Source organism: Amycolatopsis sp. WAC 01375, assembly GCF_003947325.1.
GTDB lineage: Bacteria > Actinomycetota > Actinomycetes > Mycobacteriales > Pseudonocardiaceae > Amycolatopsis.
Genome location: NZ_QHHW01000037.1, coordinates 274,998 through 300,376 on the forward strand (window position 1 = coordinate 274,998; position 25,379 = coordinate 300,376).

22 protein-coding genes and 2 pseudogenes are annotated in these 25,379 nt (G+C 64.4%); 15 read left to right on the top strand and 9 right to left on the bottom strand.

The annotated features are described in order from the left end of the window. Positions 1 to 24: 24 nt before the first annotated feature. The 3 genes and pseudogenes from DL991_RS27185 to DL991_RS27195 form a co-directional block, all read right to left on the bottom strand. Complete coding sequence (locus tag DL991_RS27185; protein ID WP_158634456.1) at positions 25 to 276, bottom strand: SUKH-3 domain-containing protein; 252 nt, start codon at positions 274 to 276, stop codon at positions 25 to 27. Between the two features lie 127 nt (positions 277 to 403). Continuing rightward, positions 404 to 886, bottom strand: a complete 483-nt coding sequence (locus DL991_RS27190) for an NUDIX hydrolase (protein ID WP_125787172.1) — start codon at positions 884 to 886, stop codon at positions 404 to 406. Between the two features lie 699 nt (positions 887 to 1,585). Next, a pseudogene (locus tag DL991_RS27195) lies at positions 1,586 to 2,212 on the bottom strand (helicase HerA domain-containing protein); the annotation flags it as partial. Between DL991_RS27195 and DL991_RS27200 the strand changes: the two are divergent. The 3 genes and pseudogenes from DL991_RS27200 to DL991_RS43025 form a co-directional block, all read left to right on the top strand. Further along, a pseudogene (locus DL991_RS27200) lies at positions 2,192 to 3,075 on the top strand (integrase); the annotation flags it as partial. The pseudogenes DL991_RS27195 and DL991_RS27200 overlap by 21 nt on opposite strands. 255 nt (positions 3,076 to 3,330) lie before the next feature. After that, the gene (locus DL991_RS27210) at positions 3,331 to 4,107 is read left to right on the top strand and encodes a hypothetical protein (RefSeq protein ID WP_233599011.1); all 777 of its coding nucleotides are present in this window, start codon (positions 3,331 to 3,333) and stop codon (positions 4,105 to 4,107) included. Positions 4,108 to 4,298: 191 nt separating this feature from the next. Further along, positions 4,299 to 6,062, top strand: coding sequence for a hypothetical protein (locus DL991_RS43025; protein ID WP_199746699.1), 1,764 nt, complete (start codon positions 4,299 to 4,301; stop codon positions 6,060 to 6,062). 83 nt (positions 6,063 to 6,145) lie between these two features. On the opposite strand, the gene DL991_RS43800 is transcribed toward DL991_RS43025, so the two are convergent. Next, positions 6,146 to 6,277 (bottom strand): hypothetical protein, encoded by a 132-nt coding sequence (locus tag DL991_RS43800; protein WP_255431400.1) that lies wholly within the window; start codon positions 6,275 to 6,277, stop codon positions 6,146 to 6,148. Between the two features lie 546 nt (positions 6,278 to 6,823). Here DL991_RS43800 and DL991_RS27220 point away from each other — a divergent pair. The 6 genes from DL991_RS27220 to DL991_RS27240 all read left to right on the top strand — a co-directional run bounded on the left by DL991_RS27220 (position 6,824) and on the right by DL991_RS27240 (position 16,846). Next, positions 6,824 to 7,216: a hypothetical protein gene (locus DL991_RS27220; protein ID WP_125787174.1), complete on the top strand. Its 393-nt coding sequence runs from the start codon at positions 6,824 to 6,826 to the stop codon at positions 7,214 to 7,216. Beyond that, entirely contained in the window at positions 7,197 to 8,222 is a 1,026-nt protein-coding gene (locus DL991_RS27225; protein ID WP_125787175.1) for a DUF6531 domain-containing protein, read from the top strand. Before DL991_RS27220 ends, DL991_RS27225 begins: the two co-directional genes overlap by 20 nt. Next, complete coding sequence (locus tag DL991_RS27230) at positions 8,219 to 14,224, top strand: RHS repeat-associated core domain-containing protein (protein ID WP_125787176.1); 6,006 nt, start codon at positions 8,219 to 8,221, stop codon at positions 14,222 to 14,224. Before DL991_RS27225 ends, DL991_RS27230 begins: the two co-directional genes overlap by 4 nt. Beyond that, the gene (locus DL991_RS44030; protein WP_125801024.1) at positions 14,188 to 14,505 is read left to right on the top strand and encodes a contact-dependent growth inhibition system immunity protein; all 318 of its coding nucleotides are present in this window, start codon (positions 14,188 to 14,190) and stop codon (positions 14,503 to 14,505) included. Before DL991_RS27230 ends, DL991_RS44030 begins: the two co-directional genes overlap by 37 nt. Before the next feature lie 446 nt (positions 14,506 to 14,951). Then, positions 14,952 to 15,299 carry a hypothetical protein gene (locus DL991_RS27235; RefSeq protein WP_125787177.1) on the top strand — a complete coding sequence of 116 codons (348 nt, stop codon included), beginning with the start codon at positions 14,952 to 14,954 and terminating at the stop codon, positions 15,297 to 15,299. Positions 15,300 to 15,565: 266 nt separating this feature from the next. Continuing rightward, on the top strand, positions 15,566 to 16,846 hold the full coding sequence (locus tag DL991_RS27240) for an IS256 family transposase (RefSeq protein ID WP_233599019.1): 1,281 nt from the start codon (positions 15,566 to 15,568) through the stop codon (positions 16,844 to 16,846). Positions 16,847 to 17,274: 428 nt separating this feature from the next. Here DL991_RS27240 and DL991_RS27245 read toward each other — a convergent pair whose 3' ends face one another. After that, positions 17,275 to 17,826, bottom strand: coding sequence for a hypothetical protein (locus DL991_RS27245; protein WP_125787179.1), 552 nt, complete (start codon positions 17,824 to 17,826; stop codon positions 17,275 to 17,277). A 559-nt stretch (positions 17,827 to 18,385) separates the two neighbouring features. Next, positions 18,386 to 19,048, bottom strand: a complete 663-nt coding sequence (locus tag DL991_RS27250) for a DUF6518 family protein (RefSeq protein ID WP_148106371.1) — start codon at positions 19,046 to 19,048, stop codon at positions 18,386 to 18,388. A gap of 513 nt (positions 19,049 to 19,561) precedes the next feature. On the opposite strand from DL991_RS27250, the gene DL991_RS27255 reads away from it, so the two are divergent. The 5 genes from DL991_RS27255 to DL991_RS27275 are packed head-to-tail and all read left to right on the top strand — an operon-like array spanning position 19,562 to position 22,044. Beyond that, complete coding sequence (locus DL991_RS27255; RefSeq protein ID WP_233599012.1) at positions 19,562 to 20,035, top strand: YbaB/EbfC family nucleoid-associated protein; 474 nt, start codon at positions 19,562 to 19,564, stop codon at positions 20,033 to 20,035. Beyond that, the gene (locus tag DL991_RS27260; RefSeq protein WP_125787181.1) at positions 20,032 to 20,343 is read left to right on the top strand and encodes a hypothetical protein; all 312 of its coding nucleotides are present in this window, start codon (positions 20,032 to 20,034) and stop codon (positions 20,341 to 20,343) included. Before DL991_RS27255 ends, DL991_RS27260 begins: the two co-directional genes overlap by 4 nt. After that, positions 20,340 to 20,723 (top strand): hypothetical protein, encoded by a 384-nt coding sequence (locus DL991_RS27265; RefSeq protein ID WP_125787182.1) that lies wholly within the window; start codon positions 20,340 to 20,342, stop codon positions 20,721 to 20,723. Before DL991_RS27260 ends, DL991_RS27265 begins: the two co-directional genes overlap by 4 nt. Beyond that, a complete protein-coding gene (locus DL991_RS27270) occupies positions 20,720 to 21,451 on the top strand; it encodes a hypothetical protein (protein WP_125787183.1) in 732 nt (243 codons plus the stop codon). Before DL991_RS27265 ends, DL991_RS27270 begins: the two co-directional genes overlap by 4 nt. Then, positions 21,448 to 22,044 carry a DUF3558 domain-containing protein gene (locus DL991_RS27275; protein ID WP_233599013.1) on the top strand — a complete coding sequence of 199 codons (597 nt, stop codon included), beginning with the start codon at positions 21,448 to 21,450 and terminating at the stop codon, positions 22,042 to 22,044. Before DL991_RS27270 ends, DL991_RS27275 begins: the two co-directional genes overlap by 4 nt. A 184-nt stretch (positions 22,045 to 22,228) precedes the next feature. On the opposite strand, the gene DL991_RS27280 is transcribed toward DL991_RS27275, so the two are convergent. The 3 genes from DL991_RS27280 to DL991_RS27290 all read right to left on the bottom strand — a co-directional run bounded on the left by DL991_RS27280 (position 22,229) and on the right by DL991_RS27290 (position 24,130). After that, on the bottom strand, positions 22,229 to 22,642 hold the full coding sequence (locus DL991_RS27280; RefSeq protein WP_233599014.1) for a hypothetical protein: 414 nt from the start codon (positions 22,640 to 22,642) through the stop codon (positions 22,229 to 22,231). A 124-nt stretch (positions 22,643 to 22,766) separates the two neighbouring features. Then, the gene (locus DL991_RS27285; RefSeq protein WP_125787185.1) at positions 22,767 to 23,687 is read right to left on the bottom strand and encodes a hypothetical protein; all 921 of its coding nucleotides are present in this window, start codon (positions 23,685 to 23,687) and stop codon (positions 22,767 to 22,769) included. Between the two features lie 98 nt (positions 23,688 to 23,785). Then, positions 23,786 to 24,130, bottom strand: a complete 345-nt coding sequence (locus DL991_RS27290) for a hypothetical protein (RefSeq protein ID WP_125787186.1) — start codon at positions 24,128 to 24,130, stop codon at positions 23,786 to 23,788. A gap of 332 nt (positions 24,131 to 24,462) precedes the next feature. Here DL991_RS27290 and DL991_RS43470 point away from each other — a divergent pair, with 332 nt between their 5' ends. After that, positions 24,463 to 25,299, top strand: a complete 837-nt coding sequence (locus DL991_RS43470; protein ID WP_233599015.1) for a hypothetical protein — start codon at positions 24,463 to 24,465, stop codon at positions 25,297 to 25,299. Positions 25,300 to 25,379 lie beyond the last annotated feature (80 nt).

The window sequence follows — 25,379 nt, forward strand, 5'->3', positions numbered from 1 at the left end:
GGACCCCGGTCCTCGCAGGAGTAGTCAACGAGTACCGATACGCCGCCTGAGCTGCAGCGACGACTTTTCGAGCCCCACAGCGACCGAGATGTCCTGACCGTCCATCTCTACGTTCAGCCCGCCGAACTCGGCCAAGAATTCCGCTGCGGCCGGATGCATGCGCACTTCACCACTGGCCTCCAGTCGCTGCCGCCAGTCGGCGACATCCACAGCCCGTCCAGGACGCCAGCCAGCGGCGCGCAGATCCTGTTCCGCCTGGGGAGAATCGGTCCACAAGCACGTCACCAGCCCGTTCGTCCTCTGCACCGACTCGGCGCCACGAGACTCAGCTCGACCATCCTGTCATGCCGCGAGGCGGGCGTGGCCCCTTCACTGCCCGCCTGTGCCGCTGGACTTTCGTGGCTCAGCGCGCCTTATGGTGGCGGCGAGTGGCGGGCGGTCGTGATCGGAGATCGGCCAGTGCCCACGGCTGCCGGCCGTGTCGCAGGTGCCCGGCGAGGAGGTATCCGATCCCCTTGGGCGTGAAGTTCGCGTCGTGAATGGCGGTTGGGGTGAGCTCGATGCAGTTCCAGGAACAGCCGCTTGGCGCCGGAGGGAGCCGATCAGGGAAGTTCCCTGAAACCGGGTTGGCCCTGTCGATGTGCGCGATGAACACGTATTCGTCGTTAACGCCAGTCTTGTCGATGTCGATGAGCGCGCCAATGGTCGTGTTGAGGTTCGTTTGCTCGCGGAGGGCACGCTGCAATGCGTCCTCGAACGGCCGGTCGGTGTTGTCGACCATGCGGCCGGGCAGAAGATGTTGATGGGTGCTGTCCGGCATGTCTTGCCGTAGGGCGAGGAGGTATCCGTTCGGCGCCTTGATGACTGCGCTCAAGCGAACAGACATGGATGGCTCCTCTCCTACCGGGTCTGCTCCATTGCACTCCGGTGGGCAATTCTCGCTCATGCCGCGAGTCGCAGTCGTTCCGGGTAGTGCCTGCCGAGCGGTGGAGCATCTAGGCAACATCAATCTGGCGAACCTGGACTGGGTGGAGTTCACAGGGTGGTAGATGGAGACGGCGTCTTTCGTGGGTTGCAGGCGGGCTGTCGAGCTCGGCAAGGCGTATGTTGCCGAGTCTGACATGGACGTCGCGGGTTAGGCATCATCGCGATTGGCATCAGCACGGTGAACCGCTTCAACCGACCAGGCGATCTATCTCAACGGTACGAATCCCGCATTAGATGCGATATGGCACATTTAATACATCGAGACGTGGATGTGGTCGTAGTGGCAGCCGGTGAGGTTGTTCGGGTTCGGGCAGCCGTAAGCCCTGAATTGGTAGGCACTCCACGTCGGGGTGTCAGCTGACCAGTACCTGCCCTGCCAGATGAGATTAGCGGATGCCGAGTCCGGCCTGGTGGGCGATGAGCCAGCCTGCGATCTGGGATCCCTCGGCCACTGAGGGCTGGCTGTGGGGATTGAACATGATGTCGCAGGCGCGGCCTTGGGGATGGTCGGAGGTTGGGTTGGCTGGTCGGTGGGCGAAGCAGCCGAGCCTGTTCCCGGTCATTCCGTTGGCGCGCAGTGTTTGCACGAGGTGCAGTGTGAGTGGAGTGATGCGTCCGCCGCTGGTGGGGACGGATGGAGCCGGGACGCGAGGTCGGCCGCGACCGGATCACCGGTGCCGGTCAGGGTCGCGGAGAGGTCGGGTAGCAGTGGTGCCTGTCGGCTCCAGGTCCGGGGATCGCTGGTGATCCCGGCTTGCTGGTAGGTGGCCAGGATCGCCCGGTCGAGGACGGCGCGCTGGTGCGCGGACAGTTCCATGCCGAGCAGGACGCCGATCACGGTGTGCAGGAACAGGATGCGTCGTGTCAGCGCGTCCTTCGGCGCGGTGCGGCGTCCGTCGGGCCGGGTCGCGATCGGCAGGTCGAAGGGGTTGATGCGGACCGCGGGGTCGCCGAGGCGGATGTAGGTGCCGCCGATCGCCTCGCACAGCCGGCGGTATTCGTCTTCCGGGTCGATGATCGCGACTTCGACGCCCCGGTAGAGCGATCGGAGCGCTTCGAGTTTGACCAGGTAGCTTTTTCCGGCGCCGGACCGGCCGAGGACGACGCTGTTGTAGTTGTCCGCGGCGAACCTGTTCCAGTGCACCAGGCCCTGGCTGCCGATGTTGAACCCGTACAGCACGCCGTCCGGTGCGGCGACGCTGGTCGGGTCACCTCGGGCGAGTTCGAGGTCGAGAACCTCGTCGCGACACCGGTGCAGGCACTGCGCGCGTCGATGCGGTTGTACGAGAGCGGGCTCGGGCTCGCTGGGTTCGTGCTGGGGTTGCTCGACTTTTACACCGGTTCTCGCTGGGGAGAGCTGGTGGGTCAGCAGCGGCACGAGTACGACAACGAAGCGCGGGCGATCCAGATCCGTGAGCCGTTAAAGGAGGTTGGCGGACGCCTCTTCAAAGGTGGTCGCCGGGTCGACACCTCGAGACTGGCCGATCTCGGGCCTCGGCCGACTCGCCCGGTGACACCGCGGCGACAGGGCGGTCGGGCGAAGAAGGGCCGGACCAAGACCCCAGCAGGTACGCGAAGCGTGGAGTTGCCGCCGAGTATCGCGGTCTTCTATGAAGAACTGATGGACAGGCACAGCTTTCCGTTCGTGCTCTGCAGCGCCGAAGGTGCGCCGTTGCGGCGGTCGAACTTTCGCAACCGCTATTGGCGCCCGGTCTGGGACGGCAGTGATGCTGAGCACACGCGGTCGGCGGAAGCGGTGCAGCCGATCCTGCCGACGTTCACCTTCCACGAGGGGCGGCACAGTCACAGCACCTGGCTCGCCGAGGACGGTATCCCCGAAGTCGCCCGCAGAGCACGATTGGGTCAAAAGATGAAGGCATCGCCAGGGTCTACGACCATGTGACCCCGCTGATGCGCCAGCAGATTCTGCAAGCGCTGGAGACGCGCTGGGTCGGGTCATTGGTCGCGCTCACGCCGCGTGAGCGGACGAAGCTGGGGGAGTGGTTCCCGCACCTGCATGCCACGTTCGGTGACATGCGGCTCGAGACCGCTCCCAAGGCCATCGGATGCCGTCTTGAGAACGACTGAAGCCCCGCCCCTCCGAGGAGGAGCAGGGCTTCTGACCTGCGAAAACAGATGGTGCGCGATACTGGGATTGAACCAGTGACCTCTTCCGTGTCAGGGAAGATCGAACCAGCTCCTGACCAGGCGTTTCCTCTGTTTTCGCAGGTCTACAGTCTCTCGTTCCTCCTCGTTGGGGCGGCTTCGAACGCGTTGCGGCGCGTTCCGGTCGCCTGAATATCGCCAGTTGATCTTGGATTGCTGGTTACGAGGAGTTACGTCGTGTCTGCCAAAGCTATTGGTTTTCCGGTTGAGCGTGATGCTGTTCTGCAGCTGGTCACGGTGATCGTCGGCGTCATCGTCGGACTGACGTTCCTGTTCGGGTTCGGCAACGTCCTGGCGTTCGGTCTCCGGCTGGGTGTGCCTGGCTGGGTTGCTCCACTGGTAGCGCCTGCTGTGGACCTGTCGGTACTGGCGCTGCTCATCGCGATCCGACAGTTGTCGTTGCGTGGAGCCTCTGCCGAGGTGATTCGACCGGCGCGGCGTCTGCTGCTGGTCTCCAGCGTCGTCACGTTGGCCTTGAACGTGGCGGAACCGCTCGTCGCGGGGGAGATCGGCCGGGCGCTGTTCGATGCGGTCGGACCGCTCCTGTTGATCGGCTGGGCCGATGTCGGCCCAGCGCTACTCCGTGAGCTGGCCTCCGCGGCGCCGCCTGCAGAAGAACCTGCAGTTCTGGCGCCGTCACCGAACCGCCTCGCTCCGACGGTGCCTGAAGCTCCCTCGGACACGCGGCCTCAGGAGATCGATACGTCCCCGCCGCCTACGAAGCGGTCGAGCTTGTCGAAACTCGACGACGACCTCGTAGGGAGAGCCGTCGAGGTGGACCGCCGTCATCGCGAGGAGCACCAACGTCCGATCTCGGCGGAAGGCCTGATGCGACACTTCGGCCTCGGAGCAGAGCGCTCACGACTGCTGATGCGCACGGTCCGCGCCCGCTGGGACTGCGCGAATACAGTCCATGACGATGGCAGAGATCCTGGCCTCGATCGACGGATGTAGGCGCTCCACCGACGTCCGCAGGATCGACCAGCGGTGCAACCCGTGCCCACCCAGTCACCCCTCGGTCTGTAGAGCGACGACTGTCTGTCAAACCCGAATCGCGGATAGCGCAACCTCATTGATGTCCACAGGCTAATTTTCTTGCCGCACGACGTCTGGCTTGATCCACCCAGTTCCCTATTATGGCGCAGATGAGGGGAAAGATCGCTTTCGATGCGCGTCTACGGCCGACGAGTTCGGCGGAGTCCTTGCCTTGGCTGGCCAGGACGGTGACGCTGTTGCGGGTCGGTGCGGACGGCGTGGTCACTCAGGCCAAGACGGATGCGGACAAACGTGCGATGCTCGGTGCCGCTGAAGATCGTGACCTGCTGGTTGTGGCTTGGCCTGGCGAATGGAGTCAAGATCTCTTTGTTGTCGACGACCTGGCTGCGGCCAGGCTAGCTCTCGGCCTCCCGCGTCGGAGAGTGGTGACGCCTACTGCACCCGCCGATAGCCCTCCCGAACCTCGCCTAGATGAAGATCGGCCCGTAGCCGAGTTGCGTGATCTGTGGGGGCGATTGGCCGAACTGCCGGATCTGCCTGAAGAGGGAAAGCGGCAGCTTATCGACAAGGCGGCTAGACGGGTGCTGGATCGGGAGATCAAACCCCTGCTCGCTCGGGTAGACCTCGACCTTGAGGTGCGGCAGCGCCTGCTCGCCGGCGTGGAGTGGTGGGGTGCGGCGGACCTTGTCGCGGATGACTGCTGCACAGCCGCAGAGGCTCTTGAATTGCTGAACCGATTTCCGGCCAAGGCCAGTGTTCTCGCGGCTGCGTTGCGCCGGGCGGACATCGAGAAGGAAGCCGTGCATAAGATCGCCGCGCTGTCCTACGACGACGCTGCGGAGCTGTGGTGGGATACCGAGAGGTGGTCCGCTCCAGCGAGAACGCGAGTCGCTTCGAGCGTTCTTGAAGCGGTTCTCGGTTCGCCGCCACCTGAACAGGTGTCCGAAGCGCCAGGCTGGGGCAGTAGGCGTGACCAGGATTCGCTGCTTAGGGGCCTGATCGGTGAACTGCCGTCCAGTCGACGGGAGGAACTGCTTCGCGATCCCGAGCATGGTTCACGGGTTCGACGTGCGTTCCTTGCCGCGGAAGAGCTTGACGATGCCGAACTGCTTGAGTGCCTGCCAGAATTGAAGACAGCTCAGGCCGATGAGGTCGTGGTCTATTTGAAGCGGTTTCCGCGGTTCGCGGAGTTGGCGCGAGATGAAGTAGGCGATAGGGTCGCCAGGTTGATCGCCGAGGGATGGGATCCAGTACGGGTTGCTCGAGCGGGCGAGTGGACTGATCTTGTCGCGGTCGCTCGCGCTGCTACAACGTCCGCCTGTATAGATGCGTTGATACGTGCGGCCTCTGTCGATGGCCAGACCCCGCGGAAGCCTGCCCACTACGAACTTGTCGACGCGATCGTGGGAAATGCGGCGTCATCGTCGTCGCATATCCGGTTCCTGCTTGACCGCTTATCGGATGACCATGTTCGTGACATCCACGAGTCGCTACCTGCTCGCAGCCGCACACGTCGACTGTGCGCCGAAATCCTCACTGCCCGAAATCCGCCCGCCGCACAGTCAGTGAAATCCGTGTCATCCGTCGAACCCTTGCCAACGGACAAGGAACTCGCGGCGGTGGCAGACCCGGTAGCGGTGCTCGCCGACCTGCTTGGTGACCGCAGTAGAAACCGGGAGGTTGTTGTTGCTCATGTCCTTGGGTCCGCGCATATGACCGACGAGCTCGCTTGGCGTATGCCCGTGCGTGACCTTGAGCGCCACCCTGTCTATGGCCCGCGGCTCGCGGCGAAGGTCGCCGAGATTTGTGGCGATTCGCCCGGTAGATGGGAGGCGTTTGCCGCCGCGTGGAGAACGCAGACACAACTCCTCGCCACGACGTTGTTTAAGCGAATCGAAGCAGGCCGAGACTGATCACGTCTTCTGTGTTAGGGCTCGACGTCGCTCATGACTTCGGCCTGTACAAGGCGGAGGTCATCCAGTCGCACCACGGCTACTTACGAGATCTCGCGCAAGCCGCTTGGGCGGACGGGCACGTGTCCGCGGGAGAACGATGAGATCTGGAAGCGGTAGCCGACCTTCTCGGCCTCGATGTCGATGAGGTCGATGTGGTTCTCCGCGAGGAACAACCCACGCGGGTGGAGCGACCGCGGTCCCGGTCGTAGAGGTCGGTATCGGAGGGCTTGTGCTGCGCCCTGGTGACCGGATCGTTCTGACCGGAACGATGCGCCGTCAGCGCTGCGAACTCACAGCAGAAGCGCTGGCCCTCGGCCTTCAGGTGATCAGCTCGGTGAGCAGGAAGACCCGAGTCGTTGCCGCCGCGGACCCGGATTCGTTATCCGGCAAAGCGAAGGACGCGCGGGCTCTGGGAGTCAACCCCATCGCTCATTGGACCAACACCCGCCCGACCATGGGCAGGTTCCCGGCCGGATAACTGGCGCCGAACGAGTTCGTCGGCATGATCGATCGGGCTCGGCGGACTGATCTACGAATATCAGCAGGTCGCATGATGTGACACAGTTCTCGGCCCCCACACGTGTCCGTCGCACGTGTTGTCTCCATAGCTACGCCTATAGGTGAACGCCCGACGGCTGAGTGATGAATGGCTGGCTGAGTGTGTAGCGCAGCCGGGGTGCCTCCGATGATCAGAACGGTTGTTCAAGGGGGAGGGCACGATGGTTCGTCGCGCGCTGGTGTGTTTTCTGCGGTTTGTCCTGGTGTTGTCGCTGACGGCGGGCGTCGTGGCGGCATTGCCTGTCGCTACTGCGGTGGCTGCGGGCAGTGGGGGCGTGGATAAGCCGCTCAACAGTGTTCCTGATCAGCCCGATGTGGATCCGGCGAAGGTCTCGGTTCCTTCGGAGGAGACTCCGAAGCTGCCAGCAGCGGGGTCTGCAGCGCGGAAGTCGGTGGATGACGCGCTGGCGGCACGCGACGAGGCTACGGCCCGTGTCCGGCAGAAGCTGACGCCGGTGCGGGTGGAAGGCGCGGCAGCCCTGCCCGTCGAGGTGAAGGCGGCGCAGCGTCAGGCGGCCGCGCCGTCATGCGGCGATGGGGGCCCGCCCCTATGACCTGAAATGGGAGAACCTGGGCGTCACCGTGCAACCGTTCTTGCCCGCCGGTGGCCGGGTGAAGCTCCGGCTGACGATGGTAGGTGCGGGAGACCTGCCTGCGGGGTCGGCTTTCGTCAGTTATCACCTGGGTGGTGCGTCCGGGTTGCCGTGGGTGAAGTATGACGGGAATCCCTCGCAGGACATCACGGTTCCGTTCAGACAGGGGCAGGCGCTCGAACTGGAGGCGCCGCTGGCGGGGTTGAAGCCGGGAAGCCATTTCGTCGCCTGGGATGTGTTTGTCAAGGGGTATGGCTGGCTGAGTGAGAAAGGGGTCTGTTCGCTCAGCGTCTTCTACAACGTCGCGAACCGTGCTCCGAATATCAGTGTGCTCGGCCCGCCGAACGGCGGGACGTCCCTGACCCGGTCACCGTCGCTGGCCGCGGTCGCGAACGATCCGGACGCTTATCCCTTCGCTAATCCTCGCTATCTGTTCACGGTGTGCTCCGACAAGGAGATGACAACGCACTGTGAGACGAGTGGCTGGCAGGATCACTGGGCGTATCAGGTGCCGGACGGGTATGCCCGCTGGAACCAGACACTCTGGTGGAAGGTCGAGGTAACCGACGGTGCCCTGAGCACCGTCACTCCCGCGATGGCAGTCATAGTGGTGCCGCCCGCGCCGGACCAGTGGCGCACCGTCGGCAGCGGCATGAACCTCAGCACGGTGCGTGGCACGGTGCTGCCATTCGGCATGTACACGCGCCAAGCCGTGGATGTGGAGGTGCGGACCGAGTCGACACCGAAACTCCGGGTGAGCCGGGGTTACTCCAGCGCGGCGACCACCGCCGGGCTCGTGGGCGCGATGGGCCGCGGCTGGATGAGTTTCTTCGATTCCCAGGCCAGCTGGAACACGGCGGAACAGTCGTTGACGATCACGTATCCGGACGGACGGCAGCAAGTATTCGGAAGGAACCCGACGGAACTTTCGCGGCTCGGGGTGACACCGGGTCCAGCAACACAGTGAAGCTGGTATGGGGGACCTATGAGGTCAAGGCCGGCGATGGCGAGGTGCTGCGTTTCAGTGCGAGTTCCGGCCAGTTGCAGGAGATCGTGGTCCGTCCCGCGACCTACAACAAGACGATCAGCATCACCCGCGACGACCAGGGGCGGATCGTCGGACTCGGACAGTTCAACTCCGGACGCCAGGTGTCCGTCGAATGGTATCCGCCGGGTGGTGAAGGAGGCTGCCGCAGCCGCGAGCTGATCAAGTCCATCACTGGCGAGGCACCCGCACCGGGTGAGGCACCCATCCGCGTCGAGTACCGCTACACGGCCTGCGATCGCCTGGCCGAGGTTTGCAAGGTGGGTGTGGGGTGCGAGAAGTACGCCTATGACGACCAGGCCCGGCTGATCGGCGGCGCGACTCGGGCCGGCCGCCCGCTGGACCGGGTCACTTACCGTGCCGTGGGGTCGCCGGAGGTTTCGCGCGTGGACACGGCGGCGGACTCAGACCAGAGCACCACTTTCACCTACTACAGCTTGCCGGTCTCGGAGCCTGCCCAGTCGGACTACCTCGAGCACGTGAACCGTCGGGGCGGGAGAACGGTCCAGACCTTCGACGGCAAGGACGAGACCTACCTGTTCGACAGACTCAACAGGCTTTACGAGTTGGATCACGCGCCGATTCGCGCGAATCCGCAAACGGTGGTGTACCGCTTGTGGAACTACAGCCCCTACACCGGGCGGCTGGAAACCTTCTTCGACGAGAACTTCCACACCACGCACATCATCCCCAACCCGAACGGCGATGTGGCCACACGATGGACGAACCGGAAAGTCGACGATGTCGTCGGCGCCAATTACCGGTACAACTACACCGCTCCGCTGGACGATCCGCGATACGGAACCATGCTCACGAGCTATCCGTATGATCAGTCCACAAAACCGTATGAACCGGAAACCTATGAGTACGCCGCGCATAACGGCCTCGTTGTCTCGAAGACCATGGCGCACGAGACCGGTGCCCCGGCGGGAACGGAACGGTACAGCTACACCCAGGGAACGGAAGCGCCGGAAGACCTCCTTTTCAGTGTGACCAACGCGTCGGGCACCGTGATCTACGACCGCAACCGCGCGGGCGACGTGATCGAGATCCGCAACACCGTGACGGGAGCGCGGACCGGATTCGAGCGGGACAACCTCGGCCGGATGACTGCCAAGGTCGAGTACTCCGCGGCGTTCCCGCAGGGAGTCCGGACCACGTACCGTTACGACGCGGCCGACAACATCGTGGGCGAGGTCTATCCGGAGACCACCGACGCGGTGACCGGCGAGAAACATCAGCGCGTCGTGACCCGAGAGTTCGACCCGGACGGGTTGCTGCGGTCGGAGAACAACGTCGACGCACCGGCTTCTGCTCGCTGGCGTGCCGCGCATCCCGACCGGGCGGCCGCCGACCCCTACACGCGGACGACGACCTTCCGCTATCACCCTGACGGAAAACTCGCCGAACGCGTCGGTCCAAATAACGCGAGTTTCAGCTACGAGTATCACCGCGGTCGACTGGAGAACGTATGGCGACCGGACGGCAATCTCGATGTCCACCTGTACGACGCGAAAGGACGCCTGACCACCGTCGAACGCCGCAGCACCGACGGCGTGATCCGGGCCATGGCCAAATACGGCTACGACCCCGCTGGGTACAAGATCTCCGAGATGGACGCGGCTGGACGGGTCACGCGCTACACCTACAGCTGGGACGGAATGCCCATCCGGGCCATCCGGGTCGTCCCGGCCACCGCGAAGGCGGCCGAGCGGGAGATCGAACTTTGGAAGCGTTCCTATGACGCGCTGGGCAATGTCACCTCGGAGACATCGGCTGCGGGAACCCGGACCACCACAGGGAAATACTCTCCGGCCGGGAAGATGCTCGAGCAGGTACTCGACCCGTCAGGAGTGAACCGCAAAACCACCCACACCAACGATCTGTGGGGGAGGCCCATCCAGATCGCGGTATCGGACAAGGACCGCGCCCAAACCACAAAACTGACCTACGACGCCGGTGGCCGCGTCGCCGAGACCCGGGTGGTCACCAGCGCGGGCGATCTCGTCACGAAGAAGACCTACGACGAGTACGGACGCGTGCTCACCATTACCGACCCCCGCGGCGTCGCCGGTGCGCAGCTGGAGGCTTACACCTCCGCTGTTCGCTATGACGAGATGGGCCGTGTCGTGGAGGAACGAGGGCCACCACGCGAAATCGAGAATCATGGCCAGACCGCGGCGGTCCTCGCCCCGATCACGACTCGGGGCTACAACGCCTTCGGCGAACAAGAGCATCTGCGCGACGCTCGTGGCGGTGTCACTACCGCCGAATTCGACAAGCTCGGCCAGACCGTCGCCTTGCACAGCCCGGTCTATCAGCCCGCGGGCGGGCCGCCGACCGATGGTGTGGTCCGCTACGAATATAACCAGCTCAACCAGATCACCAAGAAGATCGACGCCGTGGGTGGTGAGATCACCTACGCCTACGACCCCTACGGCAATCTCACCACCCAGTCGGGACCCAAGGTCGGGGACGCCGTCCCGGTCACCGTGTTCACCTACGCACCCGGTGGCCTCGTCAGCCGCATGACCGGGCCGACGGGAGCGGTCGTCGAGTTCGAGTACGACGTGTTCGGGCACGTCACCACGAAGACCAATGTGGTGCGCGTACCGGATGGCCCGCCGCTGCGCTACAGCACCACCTCCGTGTTCGACGACGCGGGCCGGATGACCTCCCAGACCGATCCGGCGAACAGGACCACCCGCTATACCCACAACGCCGTCGGTGAGGTCACCGGGGTCGACCCCGGTAGCCACGGGGACCAGACCTTCGAATACGACTTCGCCGGTAATCTCGTGCGCCAGACCGACGCCCTGGGCCGTGCCCTCACCACGACCTACGACCAGGTAGGCCGTCCGACCACGACCACCATCATCGGCGCCAAGGGCGAACGACTGCCCGGCGCCATCACCGAATACGACCTCGTCGGCAACCCCATCGCCGTCACTTCGGCAGAGGGGCGCCGTACCGAAAGAACCTACGACGCGGCCAACGCCGTCCGGTCGATCGTCGAACACCCCGCCGCCGCCGGTGCCGCGGTGACCACCACCTTCGGCTACGACCTCGCCGGAAACCGCACCCGCGTCACCGACGCCCGCGGCAACAGCACCTGGCAGACCTACACACCCTGGCAGCTGCCCGAACGGGAAATCGACCCCGCGACACCGGCGTACCCGGCTGAGTCCGACCGCACCAGGGCGATCACCTACGACTCATCCGGCCTGCCCATCACCGAACAGCGCCCCGGCGGCATCGTCATCCAGCGCACCTTCGACCCAGCCGGAAACCTCACCGGCGAAACCGGTACCGGGCCGAACACCCCTACCGCCACCACCAGCGTGACCTACGACCTCGCCGGACGTGTCCTCTCCGCGGGGCACCCCAAGGGGCGGCAGACGTTCCGTTACGACGACCGGGGTCTGCTGCTCGACTCCGACGGACCTGCCGGAAAGGCGGCATTCCGTTACACCGCCGCAGGGCAGACCAGCGAGCGCACCGACGCCACCGGGAAGACCGCCTTCACCTATTACGACACCGGCACCGTCCGCACGCAGTCGAACCCGGACACCGGCGGCACTCTGACTTACCTCTACGCCGCGGACGGGCAACTCGACACCCAGCAACTCGGTGCGGTGGCCGGCCGCAAGATCGAGTACGACGCCTTCGGCAGACTCTCGAAAGACAACCTTGCCAAGCCCAGCGGCACCGTCGACACACTCACCTACACCCTGGACCGCGACAACAAGATCACCGGCAAGTCCAGCACCGCCGACGCCGCCTACGGCGGCACCTACGACTACGACCGCGCCGGACGGCTCACCGGATGGAACCCGCGAAACGGCGCGCCCGCCGAGACCTACGAACTCGACCAGGTGGGCAACCGCCTGTCCACCACCGTCACCCCGGCAGGCGGAACTCCGTCCGTGGCCGAACGTTCGACGTTCGACGCCCGCAACCAGCAGACGACACGCGAGATCCCGGCGAAGGCGACCACCGGATACACGTATTCAGCGCGCGGCACCCTCGCCCGCGAAACCACCACACTGGTCTCCGGCACGAGCTCGGCGACCGACACGATCTTCGACGCTCTGGACCGCGTGACCAGCGACCGCGGAACACAGTACGAATACGACGCACTCAACCGCGTGGCGAGCCGCAACGGCGTGGCCTTCGCCTACGCCGACGGCAATGACGACCCCGTGGTCGTTCCCGCGACTGATCCAGCTCAGACGGAGACAGTCGGCCGTGACCTCAAAGGCAAAGCCACAAGCGTCAAGACTGCTCAAGTACTCACGATTCCCTGGGCGGACGCGCACGGCGACATCCGCGCGCTCGTCGATCCCGCGACCGGCGACATCCGCGCCCGCAAGACGTTCACCCCGTACGGGCGCTCTGGTGAGGTGAGCGGGCCACCGAGCACGCTGGGATTCCAAGGCGACTGGACCGACCCCGGCACCGGCCGGGTGTCGATGGGAGCCCGGTGGCTCGACCCCGACACCGGCCGATTCACCAGCCGGGACACCGTTCCGCTCAGCCAGGACACCGCGGCGGGCACCAACCGGTTCAGCTACGGCGCCGGCGACCCCATCAGTACCATCGACCCGACCGGTCACACCGCCTGGCCATGGGACCTCGGGCTGGGCGGCGTCCTGGACGACATCGGCCGCGCGATCGGAAGCTGGGGAGACGACGCCGCGGCCCTGGGAAACTGGATCTGGGGCGGAGTCAAAGCCGCAGGCGAATGGGCATCAAGACTGCCGCCCTGGGTGAAGATCCCCGCCAAATTCGGCAGCAGAGCCATCCCATACGTCGGATGGGCACTGCTCGGACTTGACATCATCGACATGCTCGACACAGCCGAGTTCACCGGGGCACGGCCGGTCGAGATCCCTGCCATCGCGAAGCCGTACGTCGTCCCGATCGTCGCGCCCGCGCCGCCCCCGGTACCGCCGCCACCGCCGCCGACCATCGTCAAGACGGTGACCAAGCGGGTCCCGGTCACCTGGATGGAACCGGAGAAGACCACCTACGTTCCCGGCTACCGCATCACCAGCTACACCCAGCACATCGACACCTACCAGCACACCACCATCTACTGGTCCAACGGTGCCGTCGTGCAACTACCGCCCTTCCTCTCGGAATGGATGACGGTGAGCTGGTGGGAAGCCATGCCCACCATCGACCCCGGCAGAGCCGAGCAAGTCCAGGTCGGCACCACCGCCGACGATATCCTCGGTCACACCGAAAGCCGGCAACCACAAGAACATCTCGGCGGCTGCGGCCTCCAAGGCACCGAAGTCGACTGCCTCGGCGAAGCCCTCGCCCCCACGATGGGCGGCTGCTTCACCCTGCTCGACACCATCAGCGCGTGCTATCCGGACACACCCAACCCGCAGGCGAACCAGGGAGGGAAGGAACAACGTTCCACCCATCAGGGGCCAACACCCGTACCGCAGCTCAACACAGCGCTCGCAAACTCGTGTGCGAACGGCGGCCAAGCGCGCAGCGACGGGACCAGATCTGCGCAAACCTGGACCAACTGCAACCTCGACATCGACGAACTCAATGGCGGCCACGCCATCGAGAGACACGTCGGCAAAAGCGACCAATACTTGATCGATCGCAACATTCCCAATGCATCTACCTTTCCGGATCTTGACACCGCAAAGCGTGCCGCGACGCATAACCTGAACGAGAACTGGGGTGCGATACAATGGTGGCTCAATAATACAACGAGCATGAGGATTGAGATCGGACCTTCCGGCTGGAACGTCGGGCCGGGTGTACTCAAGAAGTCAAGGAACCTTTGTTCCGGCAAGAGGAGTGGTTACTGTACTGAAGCGCGATCCGAGCATGCCTGGAGGTTTTTTGATTATCACAAACTATGCAAACCCGTGAGGTATCTGTGCTCGAGTATCTAGTGCGTTGCTATTTTCATGAAGACTACGACCTTGAGGCGGAGAGTCCGATTGATGTAGTGAAGAAGTTTGCCGACGAGGAGCCTTCGGGCTTCTCCCGAGAGTTGCTGTCGGAATTGGAGAGCCTAAAGCACGAGGGCTTGACGGAGGAGGGGGCTCGCAGGCTATGGCTTGAACAGTGTGGCGCAATGTACGAGCCGGACCGCAAGGGCGGAATTAGTTACCTGGAATGGTTCGAGCAGATGAGAAACGTGGTTAAGCAACGGCTCGATCGGGAATCCTAGGGTGCGCCATGCGCCTCCGTGGAGCGCGGGGCTATGTCTGGACGAAGACGAAGGTCGTGGTCGGTGACGCGGCGGGTTCGGAACTGGTCAACAAGCCGTGTCGCTATGGGTATTACCTCGCGGCGTCCGTTGAAGATGCTGAGCAGCCGCCAGCCCGGAGGTGCCGCCTGACACGCGATCGTCCGCCAATAGGTGTGCGTCCCTGTTCCCATCCGTCCGCTGCGCAGACGGCGATGCTGCGCGACTGGATCACCGCTCGGTCGGTGCTTGGCGTCTGATTGGGTCCAGTTCGCCAGGGTTCGGTAGCCGTAGCGACGCCCGGCTGCGATCACGGCCCCGCTGCACACGTTGCGTGTCCTGCGCGTCGCCGAGCCTGAGGTGAATCCGGGATCCGACCCGCGCGCCGCCGACGGCACTCCGCCGGTGGTTGGTGATATTACTAGCGGGTGACTACTGAGATCCCTCCGAACGAGCCGATTGCGAACTTCGTTCTGCCGATCGCGAAGGTCGGGCCGGGCGCGGCGGCAGACGAGCTGGAGTACGTTGAGCTTCTGGGGACGTGCTTTCTCCTCTCGGGCTCGAGGGGACTCGCGATGACTGCGAAGCATGTTGCGAGGGGGATCACTGTCGGCGAAGCGGCAGTTATGTTCAATCGAAACGGCACTTGGCAGCTAGCTGCGGTGCAGGGGATCGAGGAACACCCAGCTGAGGACGTTGCTCTCCTTCGGCTAGAACCCGGCGACTACCCGTCGCCGTTCTCCGTCAGTCGCTTCCATGTCCACGCCGGCTGCTAGTACGTGGTGTGGGGTTACCCGGACGCCATCCTTCGCGAGGCGGCTCCTGGGCCCGGCGGGTGGTACTTGAGCGACCAGACCTTGCCTACTCGGAAGGGCACATCCGGCGCTGGCTTACGAACATCCCGCTCGATCATGGCCCCCTCGGCACCAAGTTCTACGAACTGAGCGCTATCGCTGGGAATGGATGCTCTGGCGGTCCGGTCGGGACTGTAAAACGTTCGGTGTAACTCCCGATCATGGAAGTGCACCTGATGACCGACAGGATGTCCGGCGTGGAGAACGCCGAGGACTCGAAGCCAGGGACCGGCCTGGACGGCCTGGATGAGCAGCTCGTCGCGCAGCTGCTGAGCAGCGCCAAGGCCAGCGGGCTGAAGCTGACCGGTGAGGGCGGGGTGCTGCAGCAGCTGACCAAGCTGATGCTGGAGTCCGCGCTCGAGGGCGAGATCACCGATCACCTCGGCTATGACAAGCACGACCCGGCCGGTCGTGGGACCGGCAACTCGCGTAACGGCACGCGGTCCAAGACCGTGCTCACCGATGTCGGGCCGGTCGAGATCGACGTGCCACGCGACCGCGCCGCCAGCTTCGAACCCAAGATCGTCGCGAAGCGGCAGAAACGCCTTGGCGGTGTGGACGAGATGGTGATCTCGTTGGCTGCCAAGGGATTGACGACCGGTGAGATCTCCGCGCACCTGGCCGAGGTCTATGGTGCGGAGGTGTCGCGGCAGACCATCTCCACGATTACCGACAAGGTGATCGAGGGCATGACCGAATGGCAGAACCGGCCCCTGGACCCGGTGTATCCGGTGATCTTCATCGACGCGATCCACGTCAAGATCCGTGACGGGCAGGTGGCCAACCGGCCGATCTACGTCGCGTTGGCGGTGACGTGCGAGGGCCGTCGGGACATCCTCGGGTTGTGGGCCGGCGACGGCGGCGAGGGTGCCAAGTACTGGTTGCACGTGCTCACCGAGTTGAAGAACCGCGGCGTGGCCGACGCGCTCATGGTCGTCTGTGACGGCCTGACAGGGCTGCCGGACGCGATCACCACCGTCTGGCCACAGACGATCACTCAGACCTGCGTGGTGCACTTGCTGCGCAACAGTTTCCGCTATGCCGGGCGCCAGCACTGGGACGCGATCGCCAAGGCCCTCAAACCGGTCTACACGGCGCCGACCGAGGCCGCCGCGCGCGAGCGGTTCGCCGAGTTCACCGACACGTGGGGCGGCCGGTATCCGGCCATCGTGCGGTTGTGGGACAACGCCTGGGCCGAGTTCGTGCCGTTCCTCGCCTTCGACCAGGAGATCCGCCGGGTGATCTGCTCCACCAACGCCATCGAGAGCGTCAACGCCCGTATCCGCCGCGCCGTCAAAGCCCGTGGCCACTTCCCCAACGAGCAAACAGCGCTCAAGTGCGTCTACATGGCGATCATGAGCCTCGACCCGACCGGCACCGGCCGCAAACGCTGGACCATGCGCTGGAAACCCGCCTTGAACGCGTTCGAGATCGCCTTCGACGGCCGACTCGCCGCCGGACGCAAGTAGTTTCCTTCAACCCGAGTTACACCGCTCGTTTGACAGACCCGACGCAGGCCCGCGGTCACTGGCAAGCGGCGATCGTGGCATACGAACGTGCGAACGACCGAGCCTATGCCACAGGGCTGCGCCGACGAATGACGCGTGATCTACCAGCCTGTTGACCTCTGCTTGGACGATGTGGAGCCTGGATTGGCTGCGTTGGTTGGAGGACATGGGCCCAGTTGATGAATTCTGAAGGCGTTACGAAGTCGGCCTCTGCGGACGGCGAGTGCCTGCTCGTCCGAAGCGGCCCTATCAACTGGGCTGAGCATTGCCGCCGCGCCGTAGTTTCCGATGCTCGCCAGTGGCCTCCAGGGGCACGGGAGTTCACTGGTCGGCAGACTGCCTCTATCCGCCCGGGAAATCCGGACAGATAGAGGCAGCCCAAGCGTATTTTAGGCGTGCGCCTTGGTCAGTCCGACGTTGTTGTCCCACTGGCCCAAATAAGCGCCTTCGGCTCCGAAGTCGATGTTGAAGTCATGTGCCGAGTTCAGTGCGCGGTGGGTGACGTGCGCGTATCTGCAGTTGTTGTCGCCGAGAATCGACGACATGTTCGCCTTCCAGTACGAGTCGGGTTCGACGCGGTAGCCCGCCGAGTCGCACGGTCCTGCGTTCCCGTAGATCGTGGTCATGCTGCCCGCGGCGTTGCGGTTGTAGTTCCCGTTCGAGTACCAGTACATCAGGGGAGTGGCCTCGGCGATGGCCGAGATGGCGTGCCCGTCACCCTGGGACACGAGTCCGGCCGCGGCCGCGGCCGGCGATACCTCGGAGCACGACTTCGCCAGGACGGGCGACACGTCGCCGTTCTCGGCCGGCCCGACCACCCAGGCGCAGTAATGTCCCGCCGAGCCCTCGCTCGCGGTGGCCGCCGACGCGGAGGTGCCGCATAGCGCTGCGAGCGCAAGCGTCGCCACGCCAACGGTGAACATCTTCGATACGCGCTTCATTTCAACCCTCTCGACATACCTTAATTGGATGCAACCCTCGAAATTGACCGCATAGCGCACCCCTGAGAGGACTTCCATGCTCCGCTGCAGGCGCAGTGAACATGGTGAAACAAAAGAAAGCCAGGGGGTAGTGGCGGCTCAAGAGCTAAAGAGAAGACTGCCGTAATAACGTCAGCTCGAACAGGCTCAGCTTTGTTGTCGACAGATGGGCACTGGTATGAGCTGCGGCGCGATTAGAGCGCACGCGTACCTTGCATTGGAAGTCCTCCCCAGTTGAACCGCTTCGCGCTTAGAATTGCGATCAATTAACCCTGCCACTAGATCAACATGTCCGAACACCACCGAACGAGTGTGGCCGGGGTCACTTAAGGCTATTTGTCATATTCTTATAATCGACGAGTGCATGTAGCTGATTCGCTACGAATTGCTCTAATTTAGACTCGCTGGACGGGGGTTCTCGACGGCGCTGGGATCCACCGTGGCGAATCGAGACGAAAGGTTGGCTTTCGCGTGGACCGGGCTTGACGGGTCTCGACGAGGCATCCTGATGCGGTAAGAGCTAGTGCTCGAGTCTGATCAGGACTTCCTCGATGATGTCCGGCGCCGACACGACCATGAAGCCGAGAGCTCCCAGGGGGATTGCGTAGGCTGCAACCTGGATTCCTTGGCGCACCGAGCGAATCCCTCGATAGCTCACGAAGCCGATCGCGACTACCGTCGCGAGCAGCAGGACGCCGATACCTGAGCGGCCGGACTGCCGGACAACGTCAGCAGCCAGCAGGCCGACTACCGCGGCGGTCGCCACTGTGCCGCGGGTATCGGTTCGCCCGATCGCGCTCAGCAGGAATCCAGCGAGCAAGCCGCCGGCGACCGCCAGCGCGCACCACAGCACCGTTGTCGACACATCGACCTGGTACGGCATGTCCGCATATTTGATGCCGTAGACCAGGGCCTTGCCCCAGTAGAAGGCAAGAACGGCCGCGATCAGCGCTCCGACCGCCCGGATTGCCGCGCGTCGACGAGGCGCGCCTGCTGTTACCGCGACGACCAGTACGATCCAGATGGTGAAGCTGTGCGCCAGTGGCCTCAGCACGTCGCTGTAGTAGGCGTAAGCGCCTGCGGCCCCAGATGCCACACCCGCCAGGATCGCGCCGAGGTCAGAGGCGCGAAAGTAGTCCGACCGGGGGGTTCGTGTTGCGTCGTCCTCAGTCTCAACCGGCACTTCGACCCCCAGTTAGTGCTGTAGCGATGACCTGCATTCTCCTGCACGAAGCGACGAGTCGGACACGAGCCGTAGTCGCCCTCTCGGGAAGCATACCGGCGTGATCAACAACTGGACGTCACACGGGCGGTCGCACGAGGTCGCGTCGGCGAGCTGCACTAATGTCAGCGGGGGAGCAGTTGTGCAGCCTTTCGCCGCCTGCTCCAGCACAGGTGCTGAGACCGCGCGACAGGCCCTCTCGCTCGTCAGCCGCAGGGGCGTCCGCCGGACTCGGTGATAGTCCCGCTCATCGGTGAGCCGCACCGCCACCGTGCCGGGCGGAGGTTCCCGCCGTCTGTCGTGGTGCCGACCTGTGGGTTGCCGTCCGCGTGCGGGGAATGACGAGACACAGGTGTGAGGTTCGACTACGCTGACCGCTCGGCCGATTACGCTCGTGTAGTAGTCGCGGGCGTAGCGGTCAGGCCGTGGGGGCGGCTGCGAGGGTATGTCGGGCGACGGGGAGGGCGAGCCGGCGTGTCATTGAATGTGGCCAGGTTGCGGCAGCAGGCTGGTGAGCTCGATGCTGAGCTGGAGCAGGCCCGGTTCACCGGGCGATCTGCTGACGGTATCGCGTCGGCGGTGGTGTCCTGTCAGGGCAAGCTGGTGGATCTGACGATCGCGGATCAGGTGATCCGGAGTTCGCATCCGCAGCGGCTGGGGCCTGCGGTGGTGGAGGCGGTGTCGGCGGCCCGGCGTGCGGCCGCTCAGGTCGGTGTCGCCAAGGTCCGCGCGGTGGTGGACAAGGACCAGGAGTGGATGCCCGAACCCGCCCCTGGGCCCGCGGCAACCCAGGGGAACGACGTCGCGCCATCACCTGCTCCCCGAACCGCGACAGCGGCTGAGCCGCGTGGAGCGCGTCCCGATCCCGGAGAGGTCGAGGAGGAGAGTTTCGATCAGCTCGATTTCCTGGACGACGATCTCGAGGACGAGGGGCGGGATCGCTGGTGAGTTACCAGGACGAGCTGTATCACCTGGCGCGGGAGATCGACGCGACCGTGGCCGCGGTTGAGCAGGCCGCGGCGGGTGCGGCGCGGGATCGTGTCACGTGGACGTTGCCGGGGGAGCTGGGGTCGGTGACGGTGACCGGTGCGGGTGAGCTGGTCGATGTGTCGGTGGACGTGGCCGCGATGAAGGCCTACAGCGCGGCGAGCCTGTCGCGTCAGCTGCTGCTGGGGATCCGGCGGGCGGAAGAGACCGCGGCCCAGCGGTATGAGGCGGCGGTCGCGGCCGTTCGGGATGAGGAGCGGCTGGTATGAGTTTTCCGGATCCGTTCGACCCCGGTCCCGGTCAGGGCTATCACGTTTACCCGGAGAAGCTGCGGGCCGCGGCCGACGCGATCGCGGAGGCGGCGGGACTGCTACAGAACTTCGTAGTGGTGGACTTGGCGAATGTCGCGCTCGGCCCCTACGACTTGGGTCTGCCGGGGACGGCGACGAACCTGATGCCCGGGCTCAACGGCCTGGGGACGGTGGACCGGTACAACGCGGCCATCGACGCGATTCAGCGGATCACGGCCGAGAACTCGACCCAGCTCGCCGTGCTGAGCGGGGCGTTGGGCAAGGCCGCGAACCACTACGAACAGCTGGATCAGGAAGCGTATGACCGGATGAAGAAGCTGGAGGGTGAGATCAAGTGACCACCTCCGACCCGGGCCAGGCCGCCGCGGAACTCACTACCATGACCTATCCGGAGGCCGCGGATGCGAAGATCCGGGAGTACGCGGACCTGATCGGCGCGCACGGGATCATCGGGCTGCTCGACAAGCTCCGCGTGTTCGTCGCCGGCAACCTGGAAAAGGCGTTGAGGCTGGCTGAGGCGTTCGCCAGGGAGAGCAAGCTGAAGGACGCGGCCGACATCGTCAATGACACCAAGCTGTCACTGACGGCCGCGTGGCGTGGTGACGCGTTCGACCAGTACTCCATGTATTCCGGGATGGCCGTCGACAGCCTGAACAAAGGCCAGGTCTCCATCACGAGCCTGACCAAAACGGTGAGCACGGTCGCGACGACGGTGATCGACACGTACAAGAACCTGTTGCTCGCGCTCGGGAACTGTGCGGCGAACCTGGCGCAGCTGAGCGGGAAGTTCGCGATCGTTCTCGGGTCCGTGGTCGTCCCGCCGCTGGCCGTGTTGTCGGCCAAGGACTTCGTGGACGCGATCAACTCGGCCTTCGAGAAGTTCTGGCGTGACTGCAACACCCTCCTCGCCAGCATGATCACCAACATCGGAGCGCTGGTCGGGAGCGGTCTCGAGCTGACGGCCATCGAGACCACCTTCCCCAAGATCCCGGATGTCGGCACGAGTGCCGAGGTGGTCGGGGAACCCCGCCGCTGGCGGATCAAACCGGGAGCCGATCCCTCGTGACACGTCGTCTCGCCCGAGGACTCGCCCTGCTGATGGCCGGTGGCATGGTGGCGCTGGCCGGCTGCGGAACGAGCCCGCCGCCGACGCCGCCGGAACCGTCGGTATCGGTACCGCCGATCCCCGCACAACTGAACGGCAACAAGTTCATCGCCGATCCGTGTTCGGCGATCACCGTGGAGCAGCTGCGGAGCATCGGTTTCGGCGAAGGCAAGCACGAACAGACCCGGCAAGGCCAATGCCTGATCGTGCTCGGCCGCTCGGTCGACGTGACCACATCCTGGTTCCCGCCGCTGCGGGAGAGCATCAGCACGTTGTACAGCGACCACGCCCGAGGCCGCGATACCGGCAACCACTGGGAAGAGCTGACGATCAACGGCTACCCCGCGGTGATCGTGGACGTCGAGGAGAACATCGCGACCAAGCGGGACGAAGGGCCTCTGGCGTGCAGGCTGGTTCTCGGCGTCGACGACAACACACTGGTACACATCAAGACCAACACCCGCGGAAAGCCGGAAGCGGGTCCCTGGCAGAACGATCCTTGTGGTGCGGTCACGAAGATCGCCGAGTACGTCATCGACAACCTCCGCACCTAGACGCGATGGCACGGCCCTGATCCAGAAACGGAAGCCGGCCAGGGACGTGACACTGGGCGGTGAAGCCGCTCGTAGCCTCCGCACCGTGACGGACCTGCCCGTATCAGCGTGCTGTCCTCTAGGAATGTCTGGCCATCGTGAAAATACGGGTAGCCGGCGAAAGGGTGGTTCCTGTCGCGCAGGTTTACGTTGGTGATGTCTGTGCGCTGGATGGCCAGGTCTGGAGCAGCCATCGCTCGTGCCGATAGTCGAGTTCCGGGAAGTCGCTGTTCACGGTGGGGGTGCTGGTGCGGAACGCGCGTAGCTGGAAAGGGCCGGGGACGGGAAGTTCGATGATGACGTCCGCCGGCGAGCCGGTGACGGAGCCGAGGACGACGCGCTCCGTGTCCACGGTGAAAGCCCCGTCGAACCGATCTTCGAACGGTGACGTGGGCGGCGCGGGTTCTGCCGTCCAGACTTCGAAGTCCACCACGACGTCCGTCATCTCACCCAAGGTGAAGAACTTGCCTCCTCCGTGGCCGCTGACTGCGATGGCCCCGTCTGTCTGCGGAGGCAGGTGTGAGGCGCGGGCCTCGGTGGACTCGACGTCGAACAGCATGAACTGGTGGTAGTCGACCCAGGGGCTTCCGGTCTCTCGGAGAAGGAGGACGGGTTCGGTCATTACGGTCCTTGCTGTGCGTGGGTGATGGCGAGGATATCCACCATCACCCACGCGAACAAATCTACTTGTAGGCCTCGACGAAGACGCTGTCGCCGTCGAGGATGTGGTCCTCAGCGAGGAATAATCCCCACCGTGCGCCAGTTTCCTGGTTGTGTTCCTTCAGCCCGGGGCGGACCGCCACGGTCCGCAACATGTCCGGGGTGATCGTGAACGAACCTTCGTATGTTGTTTTGAAGGGGAACTCGTCACATTCGTTGACCTTGCCGTCCGGGCGAACCTTGTAACCCGTCCCCCATTTGTCCTTACAGAACTTCACCGACGTGTTGTAGTTGTTGGTCTGCAACAGCTTGTCGTAAAAGTTCCTGCGAATCGGCTCGGTCCTGTTCGCCCACGCCGGGACGCCGATGTTGCCGGGCACATACTTCCCCTGCCCGCCACCAGGGTAGGTCTTGCCGAAATCCTGGTGGGCGTCGTAGTACAGTTGGGCGGATTCCGTGATCGCCGGATCGTTGGCGTTGAACCTCAGCCAGCCGGTCGCACCGTGGAACACGCAGTCGCTGCTCCTGGCATAGTTCGGGTTGGTGCTACGCGCGACGTCGCAACGCAACGGCCACGACACCGGCTGGGTCTGACCGATGTTGTCCCACGGCCCGGGGCCGCCGTAGCCGTAGGCATAGCTGGAGATGCTGTACAGCGTGCGTTTCTCGGGCTTGATCTGGTCGGGTTCCTGCGGATTGGGCGGATCCTCGCCCTGGAACTGGAACGTGTAGTCGGCCTGGGTGATGGCCTGCCAGCCGGTGATCGACTCCGAGTGGCCCCAGGACGGCGTCTGGCAGCGAGCGCTACTGCTGGGCAGGGCCTTGTTGCAGGCCACCTCGACACCGACGACCTGGCTCTTGTTCACCTCACCGACGAACTTCCAGTTCGCGATCCGTGTGGTGACCAACGCCTGCCGGGCGTTCCACGACATGTTGACCGTCAACGCCCATTCCGCGTGAGCCCGGCCGATTGGGAGCGTGCTGTTCTTCTAGTAGTAGTTGACGACAAGAAATTCGGCGTGACAGGAGGCGAATCGGCTTTTCAGCAGATGCGGTCCGGCGGGTCGTCATTGTTCATGAAGTAGTCGACACATTCCTGGGGCAGCACGGGATCGCCAGGATTCGCCATGGCCTTGCTTCCCGAAGCGTATCGCGCCGAGTCGACTGAATAGACATGCCTGTCGGGGTTGAGGGCTTGCCTTGTCTGCTCAGGCGTCGGTTCGCCCTGCTTGCGCTCTAAACCTGCGGCGCGGCTCTGTCGCGTGTTGGCGGGAGGCGGTACGTCGAGTGGGTTGACTCCGCGTTCCATGGGAACGGTTTGAATTATCGCGTATACATCGTCCGCCGCTTTGGCGGCCGTATCGGCGAATGCAGTGCTGGTGAACATGACAGATATGCCAGCCATTGCCAACAGGCTGGATCTGAATGAGCTTCTTTTGCGCAACAAAAGATTTCCTAGTGAGCTCGAGTGCTGACCGCACCCCTCTGTGCGAGCTCCACCAACATATTGCGCGATCGGTTGACGGTTCACTAGAACGATATGGTGATCACTACAGTACGCACTGGTCGCTGTCGGTAGTACCTGGAGGTGTTTCCGGGTGCGTTACACGCGATTGCTGCACCATCTGGGTGTCCTCGCAGGCCTGCGGGGTTCCAGAAGTCGGTTTATGCATCCGACCTGCGACGCGCGCTTCGTCGGGTAGGGCATGATCGGCGGCCATGTCTTTGCGTCTGCTTTATCTGATCTTCTTTCGGCTGGTGGGTTTGGTGGTGTTGCTCGGCCGCTCGTCGGCGTCGAAGAACGTCGAATTGCTGGTACTGCGCCATGAGGTCGCCGTGCTGCGCAGAGGCAACCCGAAACCTCGTCTCGACGGGGCTGACCGGGCTGTGTTCGCCGCGTTGGTTCGCCTGCTGCCTAGGGCGCTGCGGCTGCACCGGTTAGTCACTCCGGGCACGATCCCGCGCTGGCATCGGCGCTTGGTAGCCGCGAAGTGGACTTATCCACGCCGGGTCGGCCGGCCACCGGTCGACGACTCGATCTCCAGGCTGATCGAACGGATGGCCACGGAGAACCACGGCTGGGGCTACAAGAGGATTCAGGGTGAGCTGCTCAAGCTCGGACACCGGGTCGGCGCCTCGACGATCCGGTGGATCCTGAAGCCGGCACGCGTACCTCCAGTGTTCTTCGCATGGAAGGGGATCAGTAAGGGGCGGGTCAATCGCCAGCTCGGCGATCCTGCTCTGCTGGCCTCCCTCAGCCCGGTCGCGCGCGCCCAGGTGATCGACGGCTGGGTGCAGGACTGCGTGGTGCGGCCGGATCCCGACTTCTCGCTGCCCGACGCCGCGGGTGCCTTGGCTGACCAGGTGCGCACCGACCCACAGGCGATCCGGCCATGGCGGGTCGACGCCGGACAGGCGCTGGAGATCGCCGAAGAGCTACTGGCCGCCGCCGGGCGCGCCAAGGGGAGGAGCGGCGGTTGGTGGCCGCGCGTGGTGATCTCGAGCTGTGGCTGGCGCGGATCATGGCCGAGGTCGACGAGCCGGAGAAAGCGCTGATCTCGGCCAGACGGGCCGTCGAGTACTTCGGTACTGCCGAGGCCGACTTCGCCACGGCGCTCGCCTACGCCGCCGTCGGG

Bases quoted from the DNA above. Each gene is read 5' to 3' on its own strand.
- DL991_RS27225 (WP_125787175.1), top strand. From the start codon at position 7,197: ATGGGGGCCCGCCCCTATGACCTGAAATGGGAGAACCTGGGCGTCACC.
- DL991_RS27220 (WP_125787174.1), top strand. From the start codon at position 6,824: ATGGTTCGTCGCGCGCTGGTGTGTTTTCTGCGGTTTGTCCTGGTGTTG.
- DL991_RS43470 (WP_233599015.1), top strand. From the start codon at position 24,463: ATGTCTTTGCGTCTGCTTTATCTGATCTTCTTTCGGCTGGTGGGTTTG.
- DL991_RS27190 (WP_125787172.1), bottom strand. From the start codon at position 886: ATGTCTGTTCGCTTGAGCGCAGTCATCAAGGCGCCGAACGGATACCTC.
- DL991_RS27290 (WP_125787186.1), bottom strand. From the start codon at position 24,130: ATGTTCACCAGCACTGCATTCGCCGATACGGCCGCCAAAGCGGCGGAC.
- DL991_RS27280 (WP_233599014.1), bottom strand. From the start codon at position 22,642: ATGCTGTTCGACGTCGAGTCCACCGAGGCCCGCGCCTCACACCTGCCT.
- DL991_RS44030 (WP_125801024.1), top strand. From the start codon at position 14,188: ATGCAAACCCGTGAGGTATCTGTGCTCGAGTATCTAGTGCGTTGCTAT.
- DL991_RS43025 (WP_199746699.1), top strand. From the start codon at position 4,299: ATGAGGGGAAAGATCGCTTTCGATGCGCGTCTACGGCCGACGAGTTCG.
- DL991_RS27265 (WP_125787182.1), top strand. From the start codon at position 20,340: ATGAGTTTTCCGGATCCGTTCGACCCCGGTCCCGGTCAGGGCTATCAC.
- DL991_RS27240 (WP_233599019.1), top strand. From the start codon at position 15,566: ATGTCCGGCGTGGAGAACGCCGAGGACTCGAAGCCAGGGACCGGCCTG.
- DL991_RS27245 (WP_125787179.1), bottom strand. From the start codon at position 17,826: ATGAAGCGCGTATCGAAGATGTTCACCGTTGGCGTGGCGACGCTTGCG.